Origin of the sequence: Rubellimicrobium mesophilum DSM 19309, assembly GCF_000600335.2 — a bacterium.
Lineage (GTDB): Bacteria > Pseudomonadota > Alphaproteobacteria > Rhodobacterales > Rhodobacteraceae > Rubellimicrobium > Rubellimicrobium mesophilum.
Genome location: NZ_KK088616.1, coordinates 1 through 18385 on the forward strand (window position 1 = coordinate 1; position 18385 = coordinate 18385).

20 protein-coding genes, 1 tRNA gene and 2 pseudogenes are annotated in these 18385 nt (G+C 71.4%); 14 read left to right on the plus strand and 9 right to left on the minus strand.

Annotated elements, in window-relative coordinates:
* The coding region (locus tag RUMESO_RS24620) for an ATP-binding cassette domain-containing protein (protein ID WP_156363048.1) at positions 1 to 155 on the minus strand (155 nt) is incomplete at its 3' end.
* A 232-nt stretch (positions 156 to 387) separates the two neighbouring features.
* Between RUMESO_RS24620 and RUMESO_RS20815 the strand changes: the two genes are divergently transcribed.
* The 4 genes from RUMESO_RS20815 (at position 388) to RUMESO_RS20830 (ending at position 4768) form a co-directional block, all read left to right on the plus strand.
* Positions 388 to 2034 (plus strand): extracellular solute-binding protein, encoded by a 1647-nt coding sequence (locus RUMESO_RS20815; RefSeq protein ID WP_037283284.1) that lies wholly within the window; start codon positions 388 to 390, stop codon positions 2032 to 2034.
* Between the two features lie 64 nt (positions 2035 to 2098).
* The gene (locus RUMESO_RS20820; protein ID WP_051521566.1) at positions 2099 to 2521 is read left to right on the plus strand and encodes a nuclear transport factor 2 family protein; all 423 of its coding nucleotides are present in this window, start codon (positions 2099 to 2101) and stop codon (positions 2519 to 2521) included.
* A gap of 200 nt (positions 2522 to 2721) precedes the next feature.
* The gene (locus RUMESO_RS20825; RefSeq protein WP_037283286.1) at positions 2722 to 3825 is read left to right on the plus strand and encodes a carbohydrate ABC transporter permease; all 1104 of its coding nucleotides are present in this window, start codon (positions 2722 to 2724) and stop codon (positions 3823 to 3825) included.
* Between the two features lie 10 nt (positions 3826 to 3835).
* On the plus strand, positions 3836 to 4768 hold the full coding sequence (locus tag RUMESO_RS20830) for a carbohydrate ABC transporter permease (protein WP_037283290.1): 933 nt from the start codon (positions 3836 to 3838) through the stop codon (positions 4766 to 4768).
* A gap of 425 nt (positions 4769 to 5193) precedes the next feature.
* Here RUMESO_RS20830 and RUMESO_RS20835 read toward each other — a convergent pair whose 3' ends face one another.
* Both RUMESO_RS20835 and RUMESO_RS20840 read right to left on the minus strand, forming a co-directional pair.
* Positions 5194 to 5436: an Lrp/AsnC ligand binding domain-containing protein gene (locus RUMESO_RS20835; RefSeq protein WP_037283291.1), complete on the minus strand. Its 243-nt coding sequence runs from the start codon at positions 5434 to 5436 to the stop codon at positions 5194 to 5196.
* A 99-nt stretch (positions 5437 to 5535) separates the two neighbouring features.
* The gene (locus RUMESO_RS20840; RefSeq protein WP_037283292.1) at positions 5536 to 6477 is read right to left on the minus strand and encodes a hypothetical protein; all 942 of its coding nucleotides are present in this window, start codon (positions 6475 to 6477) and stop codon (positions 5536 to 5538) included.
* Between the two features lie 127 nt (positions 6478 to 6604).
* Here RUMESO_RS20840 and hisB point away from each other — a divergent pair.
* Both hisB and hisH read left to right on the plus strand, forming a co-directional pair.
* A pseudogene (hisB, locus tag RUMESO_RS24625) lies at positions 6605 to 7188 on the plus strand (imidazoleglycerol-phosphate dehydratase HisB).
* Positions 7185 to 7814, plus strand: a complete 630-nt coding sequence (hisH, locus tag RUMESO_RS20850) for an imidazole glycerol phosphate synthase subunit HisH (RefSeq protein WP_037283294.1) — start codon at positions 7185 to 7187, stop codon at positions 7812 to 7814. The pseudogene hisB and the gene hisH overlap by 4 nt, the downstream one beginning before the upstream one ends.
* Before the next feature lie 81 nt (positions 7815 to 7895).
* On the opposite strand, the gene RUMESO_RS20855 is transcribed toward hisH, so the two are convergent.
* Together RUMESO_RS20855 and RUMESO_RS20860 are read right to left on the minus strand one after the other, a co-directional pair.
* The gene (locus RUMESO_RS20855; protein WP_037283296.1) at positions 7896 to 8708 is read right to left on the minus strand and encodes an alpha/beta fold hydrolase; all 813 of its coding nucleotides are present in this window, start codon (positions 8706 to 8708) and stop codon (positions 7896 to 7898) included.
* Positions 8709 to 8761: 53 nt separating this feature from the next.
* Positions 8762 to 9148: a DUF2147 domain-containing protein gene (locus RUMESO_RS20860; RefSeq protein ID WP_037283298.1), complete on the minus strand. Its 387-nt coding sequence runs from the start codon at positions 9146 to 9148 to the stop codon at positions 8762 to 8764.
* A 101-nt stretch (positions 9149 to 9249) separates the two neighbouring features.
* Between RUMESO_RS20860 and hisA the strand changes: the two genes are divergently transcribed.
* The gene (gene hisA / locus RUMESO_RS20865) at positions 9250 to 9969 is read left to right on the plus strand and encodes a 1-(5-phosphoribosyl)-5-[(5-phosphoribosylamino)methylideneamino]imidazole-4-carboxamide isomerase (protein ID WP_037283300.1); all 720 of its coding nucleotides are present in this window, start codon (positions 9250 to 9252) and stop codon (positions 9967 to 9969) included.
* 5 nt (positions 9970 to 9974) lie between these two features.
* Entirely contained in the window at positions 9975 to 10421 is a 447-nt protein-coding gene (locus RUMESO_RS20870) for a hypothetical protein (RefSeq protein WP_037283303.1), read from the plus strand.
* Here RUMESO_RS20870 and RUMESO_RS20875 read toward each other — a convergent pair.
* The gene (locus tag RUMESO_RS20875; protein WP_051521567.1) at positions 10418 to 11317 is read right to left on the minus strand and encodes an SAM-dependent methyltransferase; all 900 of its coding nucleotides are present in this window, start codon (positions 11315 to 11317) and stop codon (positions 10418 to 10420) included. The two genes, RUMESO_RS20870 and RUMESO_RS20875, sit on opposite strands and share 4 nt — an antisense overlap.
* A 113-nt stretch (positions 11318 to 11430) precedes the next feature.
* Here RUMESO_RS20875 and hisF point away from each other — a divergent pair, with 113 nt between their 5' ends.
* Both hisF and RUMESO_RS20885 read left to right on the plus strand, forming a co-directional pair.
* Positions 11431 to 12189, plus strand: a complete 759-nt coding sequence (gene hisF / locus RUMESO_RS20880; RefSeq protein WP_037283305.1) for an imidazole glycerol phosphate synthase subunit HisF — start codon at positions 11431 to 11433, stop codon at positions 12187 to 12189.
* Positions 12186 to 12494 carry a phosphoribosyl-ATP diphosphatase gene (locus tag RUMESO_RS20885; protein WP_037283308.1) on the plus strand — a complete coding sequence of 103 codons (309 nt, stop codon included), beginning with the start codon at positions 12186 to 12188 and terminating at the stop codon, positions 12492 to 12494. The genes hisF and RUMESO_RS20885 overlap by 4 nt, the downstream gene beginning before the upstream one ends.
* Before the next feature lie 41 nt (positions 12495 to 12535).
* Here RUMESO_RS20885 and RUMESO_RS20890 read toward each other — a convergent pair whose 3' ends face one another.
* Both RUMESO_RS20890 and rlmB read right to left on the minus strand, forming a co-directional pair.
* Complete coding sequence (locus tag RUMESO_RS20890) at positions 12536 to 12964, minus strand: CoA-binding protein (RefSeq protein ID WP_082484454.1); 429 nt, start codon at positions 12962 to 12964, stop codon at positions 12536 to 12538.
* Between the two features lie 148 nt (positions 12965 to 13112).
* Positions 13113 to 13949 (minus strand): 23S rRNA (guanosine(2251)-2'-O)-methyltransferase RlmB, encoded by an 837-nt coding sequence (gene rlmB / locus RUMESO_RS20895; RefSeq protein ID WP_051521568.1) that lies wholly within the window; start codon positions 13947 to 13949, stop codon positions 13113 to 13115.
* A 120-nt stretch (positions 13950 to 14069) separates the two neighbouring features.
* On the opposite strand from rlmB, the gene RUMESO_RS20900 reads away from it, so the two are divergent.
* The 3 genes from RUMESO_RS20900 to RUMESO_RS20905 all read left to right on the plus strand — a co-directional run bounded on the left by RUMESO_RS20900 (position 14070) and on the right by RUMESO_RS20905 (position 15820).
* Positions 14070 to 14255 carry a hypothetical protein gene (locus tag RUMESO_RS20900; RefSeq protein WP_051521569.1) on the plus strand — a complete coding sequence of 62 codons (186 nt, stop codon included), beginning with the start codon at positions 14070 to 14072 and terminating at the stop codon, positions 14253 to 14255.
* A 59-nt stretch (positions 14256 to 14314) separates the two neighbouring features.
* Positions 14315 to 14398 (plus strand) — tRNA-Tyr (locus RUMESO_RS25420).
* A 138-nt stretch (positions 14399 to 14536) separates the two neighbouring features.
* Positions 14537 to 15820, plus strand: a complete 1284-nt coding sequence (locus RUMESO_RS20905) for an O-acetylhomoserine aminocarboxypropyltransferase/cysteine synthase family protein (RefSeq protein ID WP_037283317.1) — start codon at positions 14537 to 14539, stop codon at positions 15818 to 15820.
* A 136-nt stretch (positions 15821 to 15956) separates the two neighbouring features.
* Here the strand turns inward: RUMESO_RS20905 and RUMESO_RS25935 are convergent, their stop codons facing one another.
* On the minus strand, positions 15957 to 16688 hold the full coding sequence (locus RUMESO_RS25935; protein ID WP_037283319.1) for an SIMPL domain-containing protein: 732 nt from the start codon (positions 16686 to 16688) through the stop codon (positions 15957 to 15959).
* Positions 16689 to 16856: 168 nt separating this feature from the next.
* Between RUMESO_RS25935 and RUMESO_RS20915 the strand changes: the two are divergent.
* A pseudogene (locus RUMESO_RS20915) lies at positions 16857 to 18385 on the plus strand (hypothetical protein); the annotation flags it as partial.

Genomic DNA, 18385 nt, shown 5'->3' on the forward strand with positions numbered 1-18385 from the left:
AGCCCCGCGATCATGCGCAGCAGCGTGGACTTGCCGCAGCCCGAGGGGCCGACGAGGACCACGAACTGCCCGTCCGGGATGTCGAGGCTCACGCCGTGGATGACCTCCACGCCCCCGTAGGCCTTGCGCAGGTCGCGGATCGTGACTTCGGCCATCTGCCCTCCCCCCGGCTTTCCCCGAGTCGTAGCCGCGCCGTCCCCGGCTGTCCATCGGGCCTGACATACTAACATGTCAGCGGCTTGACTTGCGGGCCCAAGGCGGGGAGGGTTCCCCCATCCGGCAGAGCCCGGACGGGCCGGCGCCCCTTCCAAGACCCCGGAGCAAGGGGCGGAGGGACCCCGACAGGCGACCCGTCCCGAGGGCCTCCGTGACCATGGGGAGGAGAGAATGAAGACGCATCTGTTCGACTTGGCCGTGCGGGCCGCGATGTCGCGCCGCCGGCTCCTGCAGGGGGCGGCGAGCCTTGGCGCGCTGTCCGCGATGGGGATGCCGAAGGGCGCCCTGGCGCAGGACGCCGACCTGCGGGCCCAGATCCTGGCCATCCCGGGCGTGGGTGCCGGCAGCCCGACCGACCAGCACTTCCAGCAGGTCGGCGAGCTCTGCCTGGGCCCGACCAAGGCCAACGTCGCCGAGGGCGAGTTCGCGGGCGTCGAGCTCACCTTCATGGGGCTCAACAACCAGAACCTGCACAACATCCTGTTCCGCGGCTTCTTGAAGCCCTGGGAGGACTACACCGGCGCCAAGATCAACTGGATCGACCTCGCGCAGGCCGACTACAACCCGCGCCTCCAGCAGGCCATCGCCACGGGGACGGTGGACTTCGACATCGTCGAGATGGGCGCGCCCTTCGAGGGCGACACCGCCGGGCGGGGGCTCCTCGACGAGATGCCCGACTGGGTCAAGGAGCAGATCGACATGGCCGACTACGTGGCCTATCTGCAGCCGCCCGTCGGCACCTGGGACGGCAAGACCTACCGCATCACCATCGACGGCGACTGCCACACCTTCGCCTACCGCACGGACTACCTCTCCGATCCGGGCATCTCGGGCGCGACGGGCATGACCGAGGCGCCGACCACCTGGCAGCAGGTCAACGACTTCTCGAAGAAGGTCGTGGGCCAGACCGACCCGCTCACCGGCTCGCCGGCCTTCGGCTTCCTCGACCCGCTCAAGTACCAGTGGGGCGGCTTCGGCTTCTACTTCCTCGAGGACCGCGCGACGGCCTATGTCAAGCACCCGGACGACCCGGCCTGGCTCTTCGACCCCGACACCATGAAGCCCCGCGTCAACAACCCGGGCTGGGTGCAGGCGATCCAGGACGTCATGGACCTGATGGCGGCCAACGCCTATCCGCCGGACCAGGTCAACGCGGACCCGAACGCCACCGCCTTCTCGCAGTTCCTGGGCGGCACGGGCTCCATGCTCACCTGGTGGGGCGACGTGGGATCGAACGCGCGCACCTCGGACACCTCGGTGGTGGGCGACGTGGTGGGCTTCTCGATCAACCCGGGCTCGGACCGCGTCTACAACCACGCCGCCGGCGCCTGGGAGGAGCCCGAGGGCGCCAACTTCGCCCCGAACCTCGCCTATCTGGGCTGGGGCGTCTACGTCACCAACCGCGTCTCGGGCGACGAGAAGAAGCGCAAGGCGGCCTGGTCGGCGGCGGCGCACCTGGGCGGCAAGGACATCTCGCTCTGGATGGCGGCCTATCCCTCGGGCTTCCAGCCCTACCGCAACTCTCACTTCAACTTCGACGAGTGGGAGGCGGCGGGCTACGACCGCGCCTACATCGAGGACTACCTCGGCTCCAACCAGGAGAGCTACAACCACCCCAACGCCGCCATCGAGCCGCGCATCCCCGGCATCTTCCAGTACTACTCCATCGCCGAGGACGAGCTGGTGAAGGGCCTGTCCGGGCAATACGGCTCCGCGCAGGAGACAGCGGACGCCATCGCGGCGGCCTGGGAGGGGATCACCGACCAGATCGGGCGGGACAACCAGATCAAGCTCTACAAGGCATCCCTGGGGATGTGAGACGAACGGGGCGCGCCGGTCAGCCGGCGCGCCTTTCCTTCCCTGGCGATCCGTGGAGGCGACCATGTCGGAGGAACAGTCGAACGCCGCGACCCTGCGCGAGGCCTTCGGGCGATGGCACGAGACCAGGGGCTCGGACCCCTCCATGTGGCGCGACTACGTCACCGAGGATTTCCAGCTCCGATCCATCGCGGATGGCGCCTACAACCTGCAGTTCACGGCCAAGCGGCGTGGTCGCGCCGACTTCGAGGCATATCTCACCGGCCTGACCGAGAACCTCGAGATGAACGAATGGAGCCTTCAGGACACGATCGCCGAGGGTGACCGCGTCGTCGGGCTCGGGCAGACCACCTGGACGAACCGCAGGACCGGGCGGCGGTTCTCCACGCCGATCGCCATCGTCGCGCGCTTCCGCGACGGGCGCATCTGCGAGTACATGGAGTACTACGACACGGCGGCGGTCGCAGCGACGATGGACGGCGCCTGACGCGGCAGTCCGACATGGGTTCGCCCCAAGGGGTGCCGCCTCGCCGGGCCTTACGCTTGGACCCGAACCGGCTCTGCGTCGGGAGCGGCGATGAGCGCGGCCGCAGGGAACGGCTTCACATCGAACCTGTTCCGCGCCCGACTCCCTGAAGGTCACGAGTCCCCTTCCCTCCCCCTCCCCCTCGCGACTAACATGCTAGCATGAGCACCTCCGACCGCCTCCACGTCGTCACCGCCGACGACCTCCCGCCGTCCCGCGTGGCGTTCGGACGAACGATCATCTGGGCATCCGGGCTCCTGCTGCTCCTGAGCTTCGCGCTCCAGACGGCGCAGGCGCTGCACTGGGTCGACCTGGGGCTGACCACATGGCGGCCGACGCTCTACGCCTATCTCGTCTGGGCCGTGTGCCTCTGCTGGGGGCAGGTGCTGATGCGGGGGGAGCAGGGGAAGCGGGTGCTGTTCGTCCTGCCCGCCGTGCTCTTCGTCGTGTCGCTGACGGTGTTCCCGCTGCTCTTCGGCATCCTGATCGCGCTGTCGGACTGGAACCTGTCGAATCCCGACGGGCGCAAGTTCAACGGCACGGCCAACATCGTGCGGATGTGGAACGACCCGTTCTACTGGAACGCGCTGGGCAACATGGTGTGGTACTGCCTCGCCATCGTGGTCGAGTACGCCATCGCCTTCGGGCTCGCGCTCATGCTCAACGCCCAGATCCGGGCGCGGAAGTTCTTCCGGGTGGCGTTCCTGCTGCCCCTCATGCTGTCGCCCGTCGCGGTGTCCTGGATGGTCGGCAAGTCGATCCTGGACGTGCGGCTCGGGCCCATCGCGCAACTGTCGCAGTGGCTGGGGCTGGGGCAGCCGTCGTTCTTCGGGGACCCGGTGGTCGCCATGCTGACCATCATGGCGATGGACGCCTGGACCTTCATCCCCTTCATGATGATCATGCTGCTCGCCGGCCTCCAGGCGATCCCGCAGGAGGTGCAGGAGGCGGCCCGCGTGGACGGCGCGAGCGGCTGGCGCGGCTTCTGGGAGGTGACCTTCCCGCTGATGCTGCCGGTCTCGGTCACGGCGATCCTGATCCGCGTCATCTTCAAGCTGAAGCTCGCCGACATCGTCATCACGGTGACCTCGGGCGGGCCCGGCGGGGCCACGGACACGGTGACGAGCTTCATCTACCGCGAGTATCGGGACCGGTCGAACGTGGGCTACGGGACGCTGCTGGCCATGGTCTACCTCGTCATCATCATCGTCGCGATGACGGTCCTGATGAAGGTCGCCGACCGATTCGTGCGGCCCAGGACCTGAGGAGGCGCCCATGACCGTCGAGACCGCCGAGGCGCCGATCTTCCGCGACAGCGAGGCCGACCGGCGCCATCGCGCCAAGTGGTGGACCGGCCGGGTCGTGCTCTATGGCGCACTGATCCTCTGGGCGGTGATCTGCCTGTTCCCGATCTACTGGACGGTGACCACGGCCTTCAAGCTGCAGAAGGACCTCCTCCAGGGGAGCGTGGTCCCCTGGCTCGAATACGCCCCGTCCTGGAAGGGCTTCGCCTCGATCGGCCTCTCGCCCGACACCATCGGGATCGAGATGACCCCGCGCGAGGAATTCCTGAAGCGCTTCATGAACAGCCTGATCGTGTCGCTGTCGTCCTCGGTCCTCGCGGTCGCCTTGGGGAGCCTCGCGGCCTATGGCCTCTCGCGGTTCTCCTACAAGTTCGCCTGGATGCGGAACGACGACATCTCGTTCTTCTTCCTCTCGCAGCTCATCCTGCCGCCCGTCGTGCTCGCCCTGCCCTTCCTGGTGCTCTACAAGGCGCTGGGGCTGCTGGACACGCGGATCGGGCTGATCCTGCTCACGACGCTGTCGGTGCTGCCCATCGTCATCTGGATCATGCGCGACCAGTTCGCCGGCATCCCGACCGAGCTCGAGGAGGCGGCGCTGGTGGACGGGCTGTCGGTCTGGGGGGCGTTCCTGACGATCATCCTGCCCATCGCCCTGCCGGGGATGGTGGCGGCGCTGATCCTGTCGCTGGTGCTGACCTGGAACGAATACTTCTTCGCGGCGCTCCTGACCTCGACCCATGCGAACACCCTGCCGGTGATGGTGGCGTCGCAGACGGGGAGCCAGGGGATCAACTGGTGGTCCATGGCGGCGCTCTCCACCGCGGCGATCCTGCCGCTCGTCGTCCTCGGCGTGGCTCTGGAGCGGTTCATCATCAAGGGGATGGCAGCGGGGGCGGTGAAGTAGGGCCTCCCCCGGCCTCCTGTCGGGACGGACCCGGGCGCGCCGGGCGCCCGGGTGAAAGGCGCAACTCCCCCTACCCCGCCGGGCGGCGACCCGGGGACGGGGTCACCATGCCACGGCAATGTTAAGACGGGGTTAACGGCAGGAAGGAAACGCAGGGGCGCGGCATCTGAACGGGTCGGCTCTGCCGTCGGCTGCGCGATGTGGCCTGATCGGTTGGCGCGGACGGGCCGTGGTGGCTCGGCCGGGGTCCGGGTCGGGACGGCACGGGAGGGCGGGCGCGCCGGATCGGCGCTCAGACGGCCTTGAAGGTCGGCGTCGGGAGTGCCGCAGCGTGCGCTTCAGGGCACCGCCTGGCCCGGGCGAACACGGCGGCATGGTGCGCCGAAGCGCATCCCACGATGGCTCTGCCTCGATTGGTCGTTACGTCAGAACGCCTTGAAGGTCAGCGTCGTCAGCGACCGCTCGATCTCCGGGATGTCGAGGAGCTGCTCGTTGATGAAGTGGCCGATGTCGGCACCCTCGGGGATGTAGAGCTTCATCAGGAGGTCCCAGTCGCCGCTGGTCGAATAGAGCTCCGAGTGGATCTCCTTGAGGGCGATGGCCTCGGCCACGCGGTAGGTCGTGCCGGGGCGGCAGCGGATCTGGACGAAGACGCAGGGCGACGACATGGGCGGGCCTTTGGGCGGTGGAGCGCCCGCACCGTGGCACGGGCCGGGGCCGGGGGGCAACCCCGGCGCGGGAAGGGACGCCGCGCCGGGGCCCGGGCGTCAGGCGAGATGGAGCCTGCGCCGGGGGGTTGCCGCCGCGACCGGCAGCAGGGCGGGGTGCGGGGCCGCGAGGTCGTCGCGCATGTCGGCGGGGTCCTCGGAGTCGCGCAGGAAGGTCGGCAGGACGTAGAGCAGGCCGCCCGAGGCGTCGTCGGAGCGGCGGGTGGGAAGCTCCTGCGCCGGCGCGGGTGCCTCGAGGACGGCGAGACGTTCCTGCGCCTGGGTCAGGCGGTCGCGGAAGGATTCGAGGACCCCCACCGAAGCGGCAGGCTCGCTGGGCTGGACCGCCAGGGCGACGGGCTCGGGGGCTTGGACGGGGACCGGCCCTGCGATCCGGATCGGGGCCGGCGCTTCCGCGACGGGCGGGATCGCCGGAAGGTCCGACGCGGCCTCCGGGACGGGCGCGGACGGGACCGGCGCCTCCTCGACCAGGGAGGCGACGGGCTCCGGGACGGGGGCTTCGCGCGGGGGAAGGATCGGCTGGGCGACGGGAACGGCGGCCTGGACGGGCTCCTCCCACGCGGCGGGCGCGCCGGTGTCGCCGGCGGTCCAGTCATCGTCCTGAAGGAGGACGATCCCCTCCTGCGAGCGGGCGGTGGCGATGGCCACGCGGGCGAGCGTGCGGGCCCCGGTGCCGCGGGCGAGGACGGCCTGGAGCGAGGGGATGAGGTCGAAGAGCTCCTCCGCCGCGTCGGCGTCGCGGTCGGAGAGCAGGATCGAGCCGAGGCGGGGGTTGCGCCATTCCGCGAGCAGCGCCACGTCGCTGGCGAGCCGGCCCTCGATGGTTTCGCCCAGGACGAGGATGTCGACGTTGGCGCGGCGCGCGGCCTCCTTCGCCGGGGCGAGGCGGCCGAAGCTGAGGACGTCCACCCCCTCGGGCGCGAGGGCCCCGGTGATCCGGGTGCGGAGGATGGCGTCCTCCTCGAGAATCATGACCTGCAAAACGCTCTCCCTTTCTGGCGGCGTGGGAATCAGCCTAGCAGGCCATGATTAAGGAACCCTGAACGGGCGCGGGCTTGACCGCGCTTCCGGTGCGGGCCATGCGGGGCCGCGACGAAGGAGGGGCGCCATGCGGCAGGCCAGCATCACGCGGACGACGCGCGAGACCGACATCACCGTGACGGTGGAGCTCGACGGCACGGGGCGGTCGGACTGCGCCACGGGGGTCGGGTTCTTCGACCATATGCTCGACCAGCTCTCCAAGCATTCGCTGATCGACCTGACGGTGCGCGCCAAGGGCGACCTCCATATCGACGACCACCACACGGTGGAGGACACGGGCATCGCCATCGGTCAGGCGCTGGCGAAGGCGCTGGGCGACAAGCGGGGCATCCGCCGCTACGGGCACTTCGCGCTGGTGATGGACGACGCCAAGGTCGAGGCGGCGCTGGACCTCTCGGCGCGGCCCTGGCTCGCGTTCGAGGTGGACTTCCCGACGGCGAAGATCGGCAGCTTCGACACCGAGCTCGTGCGCGAGTTCTTCCAGGCGCTGTCCACGCATGGGATCACGCTGCACGTCGACAAGGTGCGCGGGCTGAACAGCCACCACATCGCGGAGGCCACGTTCAAGGCCGTCGCCAAGGCGCTGCGGAGGGCCGTGGAGCCCGACCAGCGCGCGGGGACGCCCTGCCCTCGACCAAGGGGGCGCTATGAGCGTCGCGCTGATCGACATCGGCATCGGCAACCTGCACTCGGCCGAGAAGGCCTTCGTGAGGATGGCCGAGGGGCGGCAAAGGGTCCATGTGACCTCGGACCCCGAGGTGGTGCGGCGGGCCGACCGGATCGTGCTGCCGGGCGATGGCGCCTTCCCGGCGGTGCGGCGGGCGCTGGCCGGGGTGCCGGGGCTGGAGGAGTCGGTGCTGGAGGCCGTGCGGGCGGGCAAGCCGCTGTTCGGGATCTGCGTCGGGATGCAGCTCCTCGCCACCGTGGGGCACGAGTACGAGACGGTGGAGGGGCTGGGCCTGATCCCCGGCGAGGTGGTGCGGATCACGCCCTCGGACCCGGCGCTCAAGGTGCCGCACATGGGCTGGAACGACCTTGTCGTGACCGGCGCGCATCCGGTGCTGGAGGGGGTGGCGACGGGCGACCACGCCTATTTCGTCCACTCCTGGCAGTTCCGGGTGGCGGAGCCGGCGCACCGGCTGGCCTGGGTGGACTACGGCAGCGAGGTCACGGCCATCGTGGGCCGCGACAACGTGGTCGCGACCCAGTTCCACCCGGAGAAGAGCCAGTCGGCCGGGCTGCGGATCATCCAGAACTTCCTGGGGTGGACGCCGTAGGGCGGACTTCAGCCTGCCACACAAGCTTTCCGACATGGGCGCCGATCACGGGCTGAAGCCCGCCCTACGACGTTCGGAACGTCACGCGAGGAAGTCGAGGAGGTCCTGCGTCGCCCGCTCGGCGTGGCTCGCGAGGAATCCGTGCGGGGCGCCGTCATATTCCTTGAACTGCGCCTGCGGGATCATCCTGGCGGCCGTCCGGCCCGTCGGGTCGATGGGGACGATGGCGTCGCTCGTGCCATGGATCACCAGCGTCGGCACGTCGAAGGCGGCCATGTCGGGGCGGAAGTCCTCCTGCCAGGCGTCGATGCAGGCGATGGTGGCGCGGGGGCTCGCCAGCAGCGCCATGTGGAGGGACCAGTGGAGGATGCCCTCGCTCACGCCCGAGATGAGGCCCTGCCCGTAGAACTGCTTGAAGAAGCCCTTCAGGAACTCGGGCCGGTCCTTCTCGATCTGCTGCTGCATCCCCTGGAGCACCTCCTTCGGGGCGCCGTCCGGGTTGTCCGGGGCCTGCACGAGATAGGGCGCGATGGAGCCGAGGAGCGCGGCCTTGCGGACGCCCTTGCCCTGATGGCGGCTCATGTAGCGGGCGACCTCGCCGCCGCCCATGGAGAAGCCGACGATGGCGGCGTCCTGCAGCGACAGCCCGTCGATGATGGCGGCCAGGTCGTCGGACAGGGTGTCGTAGTCGTAGCCGTCCCAGGGCTGCTCGCTCCGCCCGAAGCCGCGCCGGTCGTAGGCGACGACGCGGTGCCCCGCGCGGGCGAGGTTGAGGGCCTGATGCTCCCAGGAATCGGCGTTGAGCGGCCAGCCGTGGATCAGCACCACGGGCTTCCCCGAGCCCCAGTCCTTGACATGGAGCGCGGTGCCGTCGGCGGCGTCGATGCGGGGCATTCTCTGTCTTCCTTGTGCGGGGTGCCGCAAGGGAAGCTAGGCGAGCGAGGCGATCAGTCCACCCGCTGCCAGAGCGCGCCGCCCCGGCACTGGCCGAGCAGGCAGCCCTCGACGAGGAGCCCCTGCGCCGAGAGGGTCAGGCGCGAGTCGTATTCGCGGTTGCGGCCGGGCGAGTAGACGCGTCCCCTGTAGGTATAGGCGCCCTGCGGGACCGTGTCCCAGATCACCTGCCGCCCGAGGTCGGGCGAGGCGTAGCGCGCGCCCGAGGCGTCGGTCGCGTCCACCAGGGTGCCGCAGAGGGCGTTCCCGCAGGGCGCGACGCGGACGAGGCCCACATGGCCGTTCATGTCGGGCGCGGTGCGCCAGAGACCCTCCAGCGGGTCCGCCCAGGCCGCTCCGGCCGCGAGCGCGAGGAGCAGGGCCGTCCCTAGGGTTTTCATGCACAGCCTCCGGTGGTGCGCGGGGTCCCTCGGGGGTCGCCGCATTGAACTTTCCGGCCCCTCGTGCGACGAGGGGACCCTGAACGAAACGAGTCCCCGGCATGATCCTCTACCCCGCCATCGACCTCAAGGACGGCCAGGCCGTGCGGCTCCTGCGCGGGGAGATGTCGGCGGCGACCGTGTTCAACGACGACCCCGCCGCGCAGGCACGGGCCTTCGTGGACGCCGGCGCCGAGTGGCTGCACCTCGTGGACCTCGACGGCGCCTTCGCGGGGGAGCCGCGCAACGCCCGGGCCGTGGAGGCGATCCTGGCGGCCTGCCCGGTGCCGGCGCAGCTCGGCGGCGGCATCAGGGACCGGGCGACGGTGGAGCGGTGGCTCTCGGCCGGGCTACGGCGGGTGATCCTGGGGACGGCGGCCGTGGAGGACCCGGTGTTCGTGCGCGAGGTGGCGCGGGCCTATCCGAGGCAGGTCGCCGTGGGCATCGACGCGCGGGGGCAAAAGGTCGCGACGCGCGGCTGGGCCGAGGAGACCGGGACGACCGTGACCGACCTCGCCCGCGCCTACGAGGACGCAGGGATCGCCGCCATCATCTACACGGACATCGCCCGCGATGGCGCCATGCAGGGGCCGAACGTCGAGGCGACGGCGGCGCTCGCCCACGCGGTCTCGATCCCGGTGATCGCCAGCGGGGGGGTGTCGTCGCTGGGGGACCTCGAGCGGCTCCAGGCGACGGGCGTCGTGGCGGGGGCCATCGTGGGGCGCGCGCTCTATGACGGGGCGGTGGACCTGCGGGCGGCCCTGGAGCTCCTGGGGGGCTGACGGCGATGCGCTGGCAGGAGATCGTCGTCATCCCGGAGATCGAGGAGAACGTGACCTGCGACTGCTGCGGCCGGCCGGCCCGCAGCGCCGAGGGGCGGCTCGTCCACCGGGAGGAGCCCCTGGGCCGCTTCACCGTCCGCTGGCGGCCCGGCGACCCAGAGCATCCGGCGCGGCACGTGCTCTACCTGGGCGACTGGAACCGCAAGGGCGGCATGGACGACGGCCCCGCCGTGGCGGCCGCCGACTACCGGGGCGGGGAGCAGCACGGCTTCTACCTGCGCGACGACACGGCGCAGCTCCTCAAGGCGCTGAAGCCCTGGCGCCCGCACTTCATCCGCCGGTCCGACGCCATCGGGAAGCCCTTGGGCGAGGTCCTGTTCGCGATGCTGGACGCGATCCACGTCAAGGACCCCCGCCTGCAGGAGATCCGGGGCTGGGCGGTGGCGCACTAGGGCGCCTTCCGCGCGACGACCATCGAGCCCGTGGACGCGGGCGGGCTCGGCAGCGTCGCGACCCCCGTGAAGCCCGCATCCCGCAGCAGCCCCTCGACGACCTCCGGCGACCCGTTGAGCCCACCGAAGCCCGCCACGCGCAGCCTGACCAGGGCGGTCGCGAGGGGGTCCGTGCTGGGCTTCACGCTGGGGACGAGGACCCAGCCGCCGGGCCGGAGCGCCGCATGGACGCGGGCGAGGACACGGGGGACGGCGGCCTCGGGGATGAAGAGGCTCGGCACCCAGGCGAGGTCGAAGCGGCTCTCGTCCGTCAGGTCCTCTCCCCTGCCCTCGCGCAGCTCGATGCGGCTCTCCAAGCCCTCGGCCCGGACCTTCTCGCGCGCCAGCGCCAGCGCCTGCGGCAGGGGCTCGATGCCGACCACGCGGAGGTCCGGCCAGAGCCGCATCATCTCCAGGCTCATCCGGGCGACGCCCACGCCGATGTCGAGGAAGGTCGCACCTGGGGCCGCGAGCCGCTCCGCGAGGCCGGGCAGGCGTGGCGCGAGGGCGTTGCGGATGCGGTGCGGCACCCCGGCCGACACGTCGCCCGCCGCCTCCAGCAGCTCGGGCTCCCGATGCGTCCAGCCGGGCCCCTGAGAGGCGGCGAAGAGCATCCGGGCGTTGGTCAGGGTGAAGACGCGGATCTCGCCGAGGAGGGTCTCGCGCTCCAATGGCGAGGCCTGCGCGATCGGTTCGGCCACGCCGAGCTCCTTGAGCGCCGCGTCGAGCCAAGGCGCGACCTCGGGCGCGGGCGGGGTCCCGGAGACCCGCGCGTCGAGAGCCATGCCGATGGCGGCGAGCGCATGGGCCGAGGCCGAGAGGCGCGAGACGACCTCGCTCAGGGTCTCGTCCGGCATGGCCCCGCTCCCTCCCGGCCGTCAGATGAGCCCGATCCTATCACGGAATCCACCCGGCCGCGCCCCGTCGGGGCGGGCTGGCCCCGGCGGGCGGGAGGGTATATCAGCGCGCCATGCTCAAGACCCGGATCATCCCCTGCCTAGACGTGGCCGACGGGCGCGTCGTGAAGGGCGTCAACTTCGTCTCGCTCGTCGACGCGGGCGACCCCGTGGAGGCGGCCAAGGCCTACGACGCGGCGGGGGCGGACGAGCTCTGCTTCCTCGACATCCACGCCACCCACGAGAACCGGGGCACGATGTTCGACCTCGTGACCCGCACGGCCGAGAGCTGCTTCATGCCGCTGACCGTAGGCGGCGGGGTGCGGACGCCCGAGGACGTGAAGGCGCTACTGCTCGCGGGGGCCGACAAGGTGAGCTTCAATTCGGCGGCCGTCGCGGACCCGGACGTGGTGGCGCGCTCAGCCGACACCTTCGGGTCCCAGTGCATCGTCGTCGCCATCGACGCCAAGACCGTGGAGCCCGGGCGCTGGGAAATCTTCACCCATGGCGGTCGCAAGCCCACCGGCATCGACGCCGTGGAGTTCGCCCGCACCGTCGCCGCCAAGGGGGCGGGGGAAATCCTGCTGACCTCCATGGACCGGGACGGGACCAAGGCGGGGTTCAACATCCCCCTCACCCGCGCGGTGGCCGACGCCGTGGACGTCCCCGTGATCGCGAGCGGAGGCGTGGGGATGCTCGACCATCTCGTGGAGGGCGTGACCGAAGGCCACGCGAGCGCCGTGCTCGCCGCCTCGATCTTCCACTTCGGGACCTTCTCGGTCCCCGAGGCCAAGGCCCACATGGCGGCGGCCGGCATCCCGGTGCGCCTATGAGCCTTCGACGCCTCGCCCAGACCATCGAGTCCCGCAAGGGCGCCGACCCGGAGACCTCCTGGACCGCCAAGCTCCTCGCCAAGGGGCCGGAGAAATGCGCGCAGAAGTTCGGGGAGGAGGCCGTGGAGGCCATCGTCGAGGCGGTCAAGGGCGACCGGGAGAAGCTCGTGGCCGAGGCGGCGGACGCTCTCTACCATCTCCTCGTCATGTGCGCGGCGAGGGATGTCGCGCTCTCGGACATCGAGGCCGAGCTCGAGCGTCGCGAGGGGCGGTCGGGAATCGCCGAGAAGGCCGCGCGCGGCTGATCGCCACGTTTCCGCCGCAATTCTGCGGGACGAAGGTCCCGTCAGGCCACCCGCGCGATCCCCAGTCGGGGAATCTCGATCGCCGGGCACCGATTCTGGATGACCCGCACGCCCCGGGCCCGCGCCGTCTCCGCCGCGACGTCGTCCCGCACGCCGAGCTGCGTCCAGATCGCGAAAGGCAGGGGAGATAGGGCGAGCGCCTCGTCCGTCACCCCCGCCACCGCCTCGCTCCGGCGAAAGACGTCGACCATGTCCACCTCTCCGCCAATTTCCGCCAAGGACGCGTGCACCTTTCCGCCCAGCCATGTCTGGCCCGCGAGGCCCGGATTGACCGGAATCACCTGATAGCCTCTGCTCTGGAGATACCTCGCGACGCCGTGACTGGGGCGGGCGGGGTTCGCAGAGAAACCCACCACGGCGATGGTGCGGACGCGGGACAGGACGTCGCGGATCAGGTCATCTTCGGTCATGGCCATCCACCAAAAAAACGCCCGGGAGAGCCCGGGCGCGAGGTGTGGAACGAGGGACAGTGAAGCGAAACGCACAGGTTCCAAATGTGCGTCGAGAGTAAGACGCGCCACGAGGCCTTTGGTTCCGAGCTTTCTCAGAATTTTCGCATCACGCTTTCGTGAACGTTCCGGAGGCCTGGGAACCCGGCGATTCCGGCCCTTGGGCTGTGTCCAGGGAGGCCGCGTAAAGCGCCACCGCCGCCGCGTTCGACACGTTGAGCGACCCGAACGCCCCCGCCGCGCCGATCCGCACGAGTTCGTCGCAGGTCTCGCGCGTCTTTTCGCGCAGGCCCGGCCCCTCGGAGCCGAGCACGAGCGCGACCGGCCGGTCGCGACGCCCCGCCAGGGCCGCGCCGATGGTGCGCTCGGCCTCCCCCGCGAGGCCGAGGAGGAGGAAGCCCATCTCGCGCAGCTCCTCCATCGCGTCGGAGAGGTTTCGGACGCGGATGTAGGGCTGCCGCTCCAGCGCGCCGGAGGCGGCCTTGGCGAGCGATCCCGTCTCGGGCGCGGCGTGGCGCTCCACGCCCACCACGGCGCGGGCGCCGAAGACCTCGGCCGAGCGCAGGATGGCACCGACGTTGTGGGGGTCGGTCACGCGGTCGAGGAGGACCACGCGCACCGGCTCCTGCCCTTCGGCGAGAACCGAGTCGCGCAAGGACCCCCAGTCGAGCGGTCGCGCCTCCAGGGCCGCGCCCTGGTGGACGGATTCGGGATCGAGCGGCGCCGCGAACTTGCGGGGGTCGCTGATCTCGGGCGTCATCCCCGAGGCGGCCACGGCGTCGGCGAGCTTGTCGGCGGCGTTGGGGGTGAGGATCAGGCGCAGCCTCTCCCGTCGGGGGTTGAGGAGCGCGTCCCGCACGGCGTGGAGGCCGAAGAGCCAGATCGTCTCGCGCGCCGACGCACGGCGGGCGCGTTCCTTGTCGATGACCCAGGTCGGTTTCTTCATGGGGCGCCTCCCGTGGCCGCGACTCGCCGTCATTGCCGCGACCCGGGGCGGCGCGCAAGCCTTCCCCTGTCGGGCCGCTCCCTCCGAGCTAGGCTGTCGCGCGCAGCCAGCGAGGATCCCATGCCCGAGGACACCGTCGAGGCCGCCTGGAAGGCGGGCCATCAGGCCGGACGGGAGCGCCGGGCGCTCCTCGGCAACCCGTACCCCGCCGGAACGCCGCAGGCCCGGGCCTGTGAGGCCGGCTGGCGCGAGGCCGAGGGGACCGGCCGTCCGGGCGACGGGGCGCCACCCGCCGAGACCCCTTGAGCGGCCGCGCTTTCCCGGTTGACCCCCCGGCGCGGCTTGGCTATCTCCCGCCTCGCGTCGGGCGACGAGCTGCAAGGTGCGGCAGCGGACTGTAACTCCGCCGGGGAGACCCATGCCTGGTTCGATTCCAGGGTCGCCCACCACTCCCCCTCCGAATCGGTGAACGATAGGCCCGCGCGCGGCGGCCCGGCACGCAACCTGCCTGCGCCGGAAGGAACAATGTTCTCTTCCGTGCGACCCCCGCCCTCGTCTAGGGTCCGCCCGACAACGGAGGGCCACAGATGACCGATTCACCGCTCCATTTCGACACGATGCAGGTCCATGCCGGGACCGCGCCGGACACCGCCACGGGCGCGCGGCAGGTGCCGATCTACCAATCCACCGCCTTCGTCTTCAAGGACGCCGAGCACGCCGCGCGGCTCTTCAACCTCCAGGAGGTCGGCTACATCTACTCGCGCCTCACCAACCCGACGGTGATGGCGCTGGCGAACCGCATCACGGCCCTGGAGGGCGGCGTGGGCGGGGTCTGCACTTCCTCCGGGCACGCGGCGCAGATCATGGCGCTCTATCCGCTGATGGCGCCGGGGCGGAACATCATCGCGTCCACGCGGCTCTACGGCGGGACGGTCACGCAGTTCACGCAGGTCTTCAAGCGCTTCGGCTGGAGCACCAGGTTCGTCGACATCGACGACGAGGCCGCCCTCCGCGCCGCGGTGGACGAGGACACGCGGGCGATCTTCTGCGAGTCGATCACCAACCCCGGCGGCCACATCACCGACATCCCCATGGTCGCGCGGGTGGCGAACGCGGCGGGCGTGCCGCTGGTCGTGGACAACACCTCGGCCTCCCCCTACCTCTGCCGGCCGATCGAGCTCGGGGCGACGCTGGTCATCAACTCGACCACGAAATACCTGACCGGCAACGGCACCGTGACCGGCGGCGCCATCGTGGATTCGGGCAAGTTCGACTGGTCCGCCCACCCGGGCAAGTTCCCCTCGCTGACCGAGCCCGAGCCCGCCTATCACGGCCTCAGGTTCCACGAGACCTTCGGCCCCATGGCCTACACCTTCCACAGCATCGCCATCGGGCTGCGGGACCTCGGCATGACGATGAACCCACAGGGGGCGCACTACACGCTCATGGGCATCGAGACGCTGAGCCTCCGCATGGACAAGCACGTCAAGAACGCCATGGCGGTCGCGCGCTGGCTCGAGGCCGACCCCCGCGTGGGCGAGGTCACCTATGCGGGGCTCGAATCCTCGCCCTACTTCGCGCGGGCCGCGCGGATCTGCCCCAAGGGCGCGGGCGCGATCTTCACCTTCCAGATCAAGAGCGGCTACGACGGCTGCGTGCGCTTCGTGAACGCGCTCAAGCTCTTCAGCCACGTGGCGAACCTGGGCGACGCGCGGAGCCTGGTGATCCACCCGGCCTCCACCACGCACCGGCAACTGACCGAGGACCAGCAGCGCGCGGCGGGCGTGGCGCCGGACTACGTGCGCCTGTCGATCGGCATCGAGGATTCGCGCGACATCATCGCCGACCTCGACCAGGCGCTGAACGGGTGACGGCGCTCCATCCCCTGGCGCTGCTCGCGGCGCCGGGGGCCTGCCTGCACGAGAAGGGGGTCCGCCGCGACCCTCTTGCACCGGGCGTCCCGACCTGCGGGATCCGAGGGGGCCGGTCGCGCCGGCCCCCTCGGGGTCACTCCCCGATGGCGTAGGTCACCGTGACGGTGGCCGTGAGGCTGAGCTGCCCCGGCGCGACGGGGACCGCCGCGGCCTCGGCCACCCCACCGCCCCGCGCGTCATACATCGGCATGGGGGGCGAGTAGACCGTGGACTCGCTGATCGACACGAGGTTCCCCAGGCCCACGCCCGCCGCCTCGGCGTAGAGCTCGGCCCGGGCGCGCGCGTCGGTCACGGCGTCGCGGCGCGCCTCGTCGGTCGCGGCCTGCGGGTCGGCCACGTCGAAGCTGACGCCGTTCACGCGGTTGGCCCCGTCCTCGACCACGGCGTCCAGGACCTCGCCCAGGTGGCCGATCTCGCGCACCTTCACGTCCAGCATCTGCGTTGCGATGAACCCGGTCATCTCCGGGTTCCCGTCGGGCGTGTTGTAGTTGTAGGCGGGCTCCAGCATGAGCTGGCCCGTCTGGATGTCGGCCTGGTTGATCCCCTCGGCGCCCAGGCGCCCGAGCACCGCCTCGGTCCCAGCCGACATGGCGTCCATCGCCTCCCCGGCCGTCTTGGCCTGGTGCGAGACGCCGAGCGAGATGCGCGCCATGTCCGGCGCGGCCATCGCCCGCCCCTCGCCCACCACCTGGATGACGCGGGGGAGCTGCGGGGGCGTCGCGGTCGCGGCCTCCTGGGCCAGGGCCCCGAATGGCGCGAGCGCGAGGACCAGCGCCGGGAGGGCGGCCTTGAGGGTCACGGGCATGAAGGACTCCTTTGGTTCAAGCCATGCTTTCCCCCTATGACGCACCCCGCAAGCGGTTCCTTGGGGGCATCTCCACCTTTCCTGTCGAAATGCGCGGGAAGCTGCTGTAGCAGTGAATCGCCTCCCTTGCCTGTTCCCGGTTCCCCCGGAGGATGTTAAGCGCCACCCATGACGCCCGATTTCGCCCTGTCCCTGTCCTTCGAGGGAATCCGCCTTTTCCATCGCGACGCGCAGGGCTGGACGTCCCTGGGCGAGGTGCCTCTCGACTCGCGCGACCTGACGGGGGACCTCGCGGCCCTGCGCCGGTTGGGGCTGTCGCTGGGCGCGCCCTGGCGCGGGACCAAGCTCCTCCTGCCGTCGGAGCAGATTCGCACCCTGGTGATCGAGAGCCCCGAGGCCGGGCTCGAGGAGGCGCGGGCGGCGCTCGACGGGGCCACGCCCTACGCGGTCGACGACCTCGTGATCGACCAGGTCTCGGACGGGACGCGGACCCATGTCGCCGCCGTCGCGCGCGAGACGCTGGTGGAGGCCGAGGCCTTCGCGGCCGAGCATGGCTTCCAGCCCGTGGCCTTCGCGGCCGATCTGGGGACGGGGTTCCCGGGCGAGGCCTTCTTCGGCCCGGCCACCCTCGCCCCCAAGGTCCTCGGCGGCGAGACGGTGACGCGCGATGTCCCCGGCGGCGCCTCGGCCGAGGAGGCCGACGGCACCCCGCAGATCGTCCGCAAGGCTCCCGTGTCGGCCGAGGCGCCCGAGCCCATCGCCGAAGTCCCCGAAGTCGCGGCGGAGCCCACGCCGACGCCTGCGGACACCGACTCCACCCCGGCGCCGTCCGCTGCCACGCCGCTCGCCGCCTCGCCGCCGCCCCGCGCCGGGCGGCCTCTCTCGGCTGGCGGGCCGCAGCAGATCGTCGTCGCCTCCCGCGCGCGGCCCTTGCAGGGGGAGAAGCGGGACGCCGACCGCCAGCCCCGGGACATCCGGCTGGCCGAACCCGCCAAGGCTCCTTCGACCGGCCCGACCGGAACCTCGTCGGGCGCGATGACCCGATCCGGGCCAGCCCGCCCCGACGCGGCGCCGGCCCGGACGGAGCCGTCCGTCGCGGCCGCGCCGACCGCTGCGAGCCCGGTGGGCACGGCGGCCACCCTCGCCCCGTCCACGAGGGAGGCCGACCTCCAGGGACCCCGGCCTTCGCCGGTCGAGGGGAACGCGGCCAAGCGCGAGGCCAGCCCCTTCGGCGGCAGGCTCTTGGCCGCCGCGCCGATTGGCGGCAAGCCGCGCCACCTGGGCCTGGTTCTCACCGTCACCCTCCTTCTCGTCATGGCGGCCGTCTGGGCCTGGGCCGCCGTCTCCGACCAGAGCCTCGCGCAGCTCCTGCGGCGGACCCCCGCGCCCGAGGCCACCGAGGTCGCGGCCGCCCCGTCCTCCGAAGCTCCGACCCCCGCCGAGGAGGTCGCGCTCGCGACCCCGCCCGCCGGGGAGATCCAGCCCGAGCCGCCGGCGGAGGCCTCTGCCGAGACGGCTCGCGCCGAGCCCCCGGTCCTCCCCCAACCCGACGTCGAGGCCGCCGCGGCCGCGGTGGCCGCCGCCCTCGCCGAGATGCCGGACCGGCCCGAAGCGCCGGCCGGGACGGCCCGGGCCGCGACCGGGGTCTGGCTCGACGGGCCCAGCGCGCCCTCCGCGCCCGAGGCCGAGGCGCTGCT

What these genes read in the sequence shown, in the direction of transcription:
- RUMESO_RS20815 (WP_037283284.1), top strand. Translation starts at nt 388, where the DNA reads ATGAAGACGCATCTGTTCGACTTGGCCGTGCGGGCCGCGATGTCGCGC.
- RUMESO_RS20820 (WP_051521566.1), top strand. Translation starts at nt 2,099, where the DNA reads ATGTCGGAGGAACAGTCGAACGCCGCGACCCTGCGCGAGGCCTTCGGG.
- RUMESO_RS20825 (WP_037283286.1), top strand. Translation starts at nt 2,722, where the DNA reads ATGAGCACCTCCGACCGCCTCCACGTCGTCACCGCCGACGACCTCCCG.
- RUMESO_RS20830 (WP_037283290.1), top strand. Translation starts at nt 3,836, where the DNA reads ATGACCGTCGAGACCGCCGAGGCGCCGATCTTCCGCGACAGCGAGGCC.
- RUMESO_RS20835 (WP_037283291.1), bottom strand. Translation starts at nt 5,436, where the DNA reads ATGTCGTCGCCCTGCGTCTTCGTCCAGATCCGCTGCCGCCCCGGCACG.
- hisH (WP_037283294.1), top strand. Translation starts at nt 7,185, where the DNA reads ATGAGCGTCGCGCTGATCGACATCGGCATCGGCAACCTGCACTCGGCC.
- RUMESO_RS20855 (WP_037283296.1), bottom strand. Translation starts at nt 8,708, where the DNA reads ATGCCCCGCATCGACGCCGCCGACGGCACCGCGCTCCATGTCAAGGAC.
- RUMESO_RS20860 (WP_037283298.1), bottom strand. Translation starts at nt 9,148, where the DNA reads ATGAAAACCCTAGGGACGGCCCTGCTCCTCGCGCTCGCGGCCGGAGCG.
- hisA (WP_037283300.1), top strand. Translation starts at nt 9,250, where the DNA reads ATGATCCTCTACCCCGCCATCGACCTCAAGGACGGCCAGGCCGTGCGG.
- RUMESO_RS20870 (WP_037283303.1), top strand. Translation starts at nt 9,975, where the DNA reads ATGCGCTGGCAGGAGATCGTCGTCATCCCGGAGATCGAGGAGAACGTG.
- RUMESO_RS20875 (WP_051521567.1), bottom strand. Translation starts at nt 11,317, where the DNA reads ATGCCGGACGAGACCCTGAGCGAGGTCGTCTCGCGCCTCTCGGCCTCG.
- hisF (WP_037283305.1), top strand. Translation starts at nt 11,431, where the DNA reads ATGCTCAAGACCCGGATCATCCCCTGCCTAGACGTGGCCGACGGGCGC.
- RUMESO_RS20885 (WP_037283308.1), top strand. Translation starts at nt 12,186, where the DNA reads ATGAGCCTTCGACGCCTCGCCCAGACCATCGAGTCCCGCAAGGGCGCC.
- RUMESO_RS20890 (WP_082484454.1), bottom strand. Translation starts at nt 12,964, where the DNA reads ATGACCGAAGATGACCTGATCCGCGACGTCCTGTCCCGCGTCCGCACC.
- rlmB (WP_051521568.1), bottom strand. Translation starts at nt 13,949, where the DNA reads ATGAAGAAACCGACCTGGGTCATCGACAAGGAACGCGCCCGCCGTGCG.
- RUMESO_RS20900 (WP_051521569.1), top strand. Translation starts at nt 14,070, where the DNA reads ATGCCCGAGGACACCGTCGAGGCCGCCTGGAAGGCGGGCCATCAGGCC.
- RUMESO_RS20905 (WP_037283317.1), top strand. Translation starts at nt 14,537, where the DNA reads ATGACCGATTCACCGCTCCATTTCGACACGATGCAGGTCCATGCCGGG.
- RUMESO_RS25935 (WP_037283319.1), bottom strand. Translation starts at nt 16,688, where the DNA reads ATGCCCGTGACCCTCAAGGCCGCCCTCCCGGCGCTGGTCCTCGCGCTC.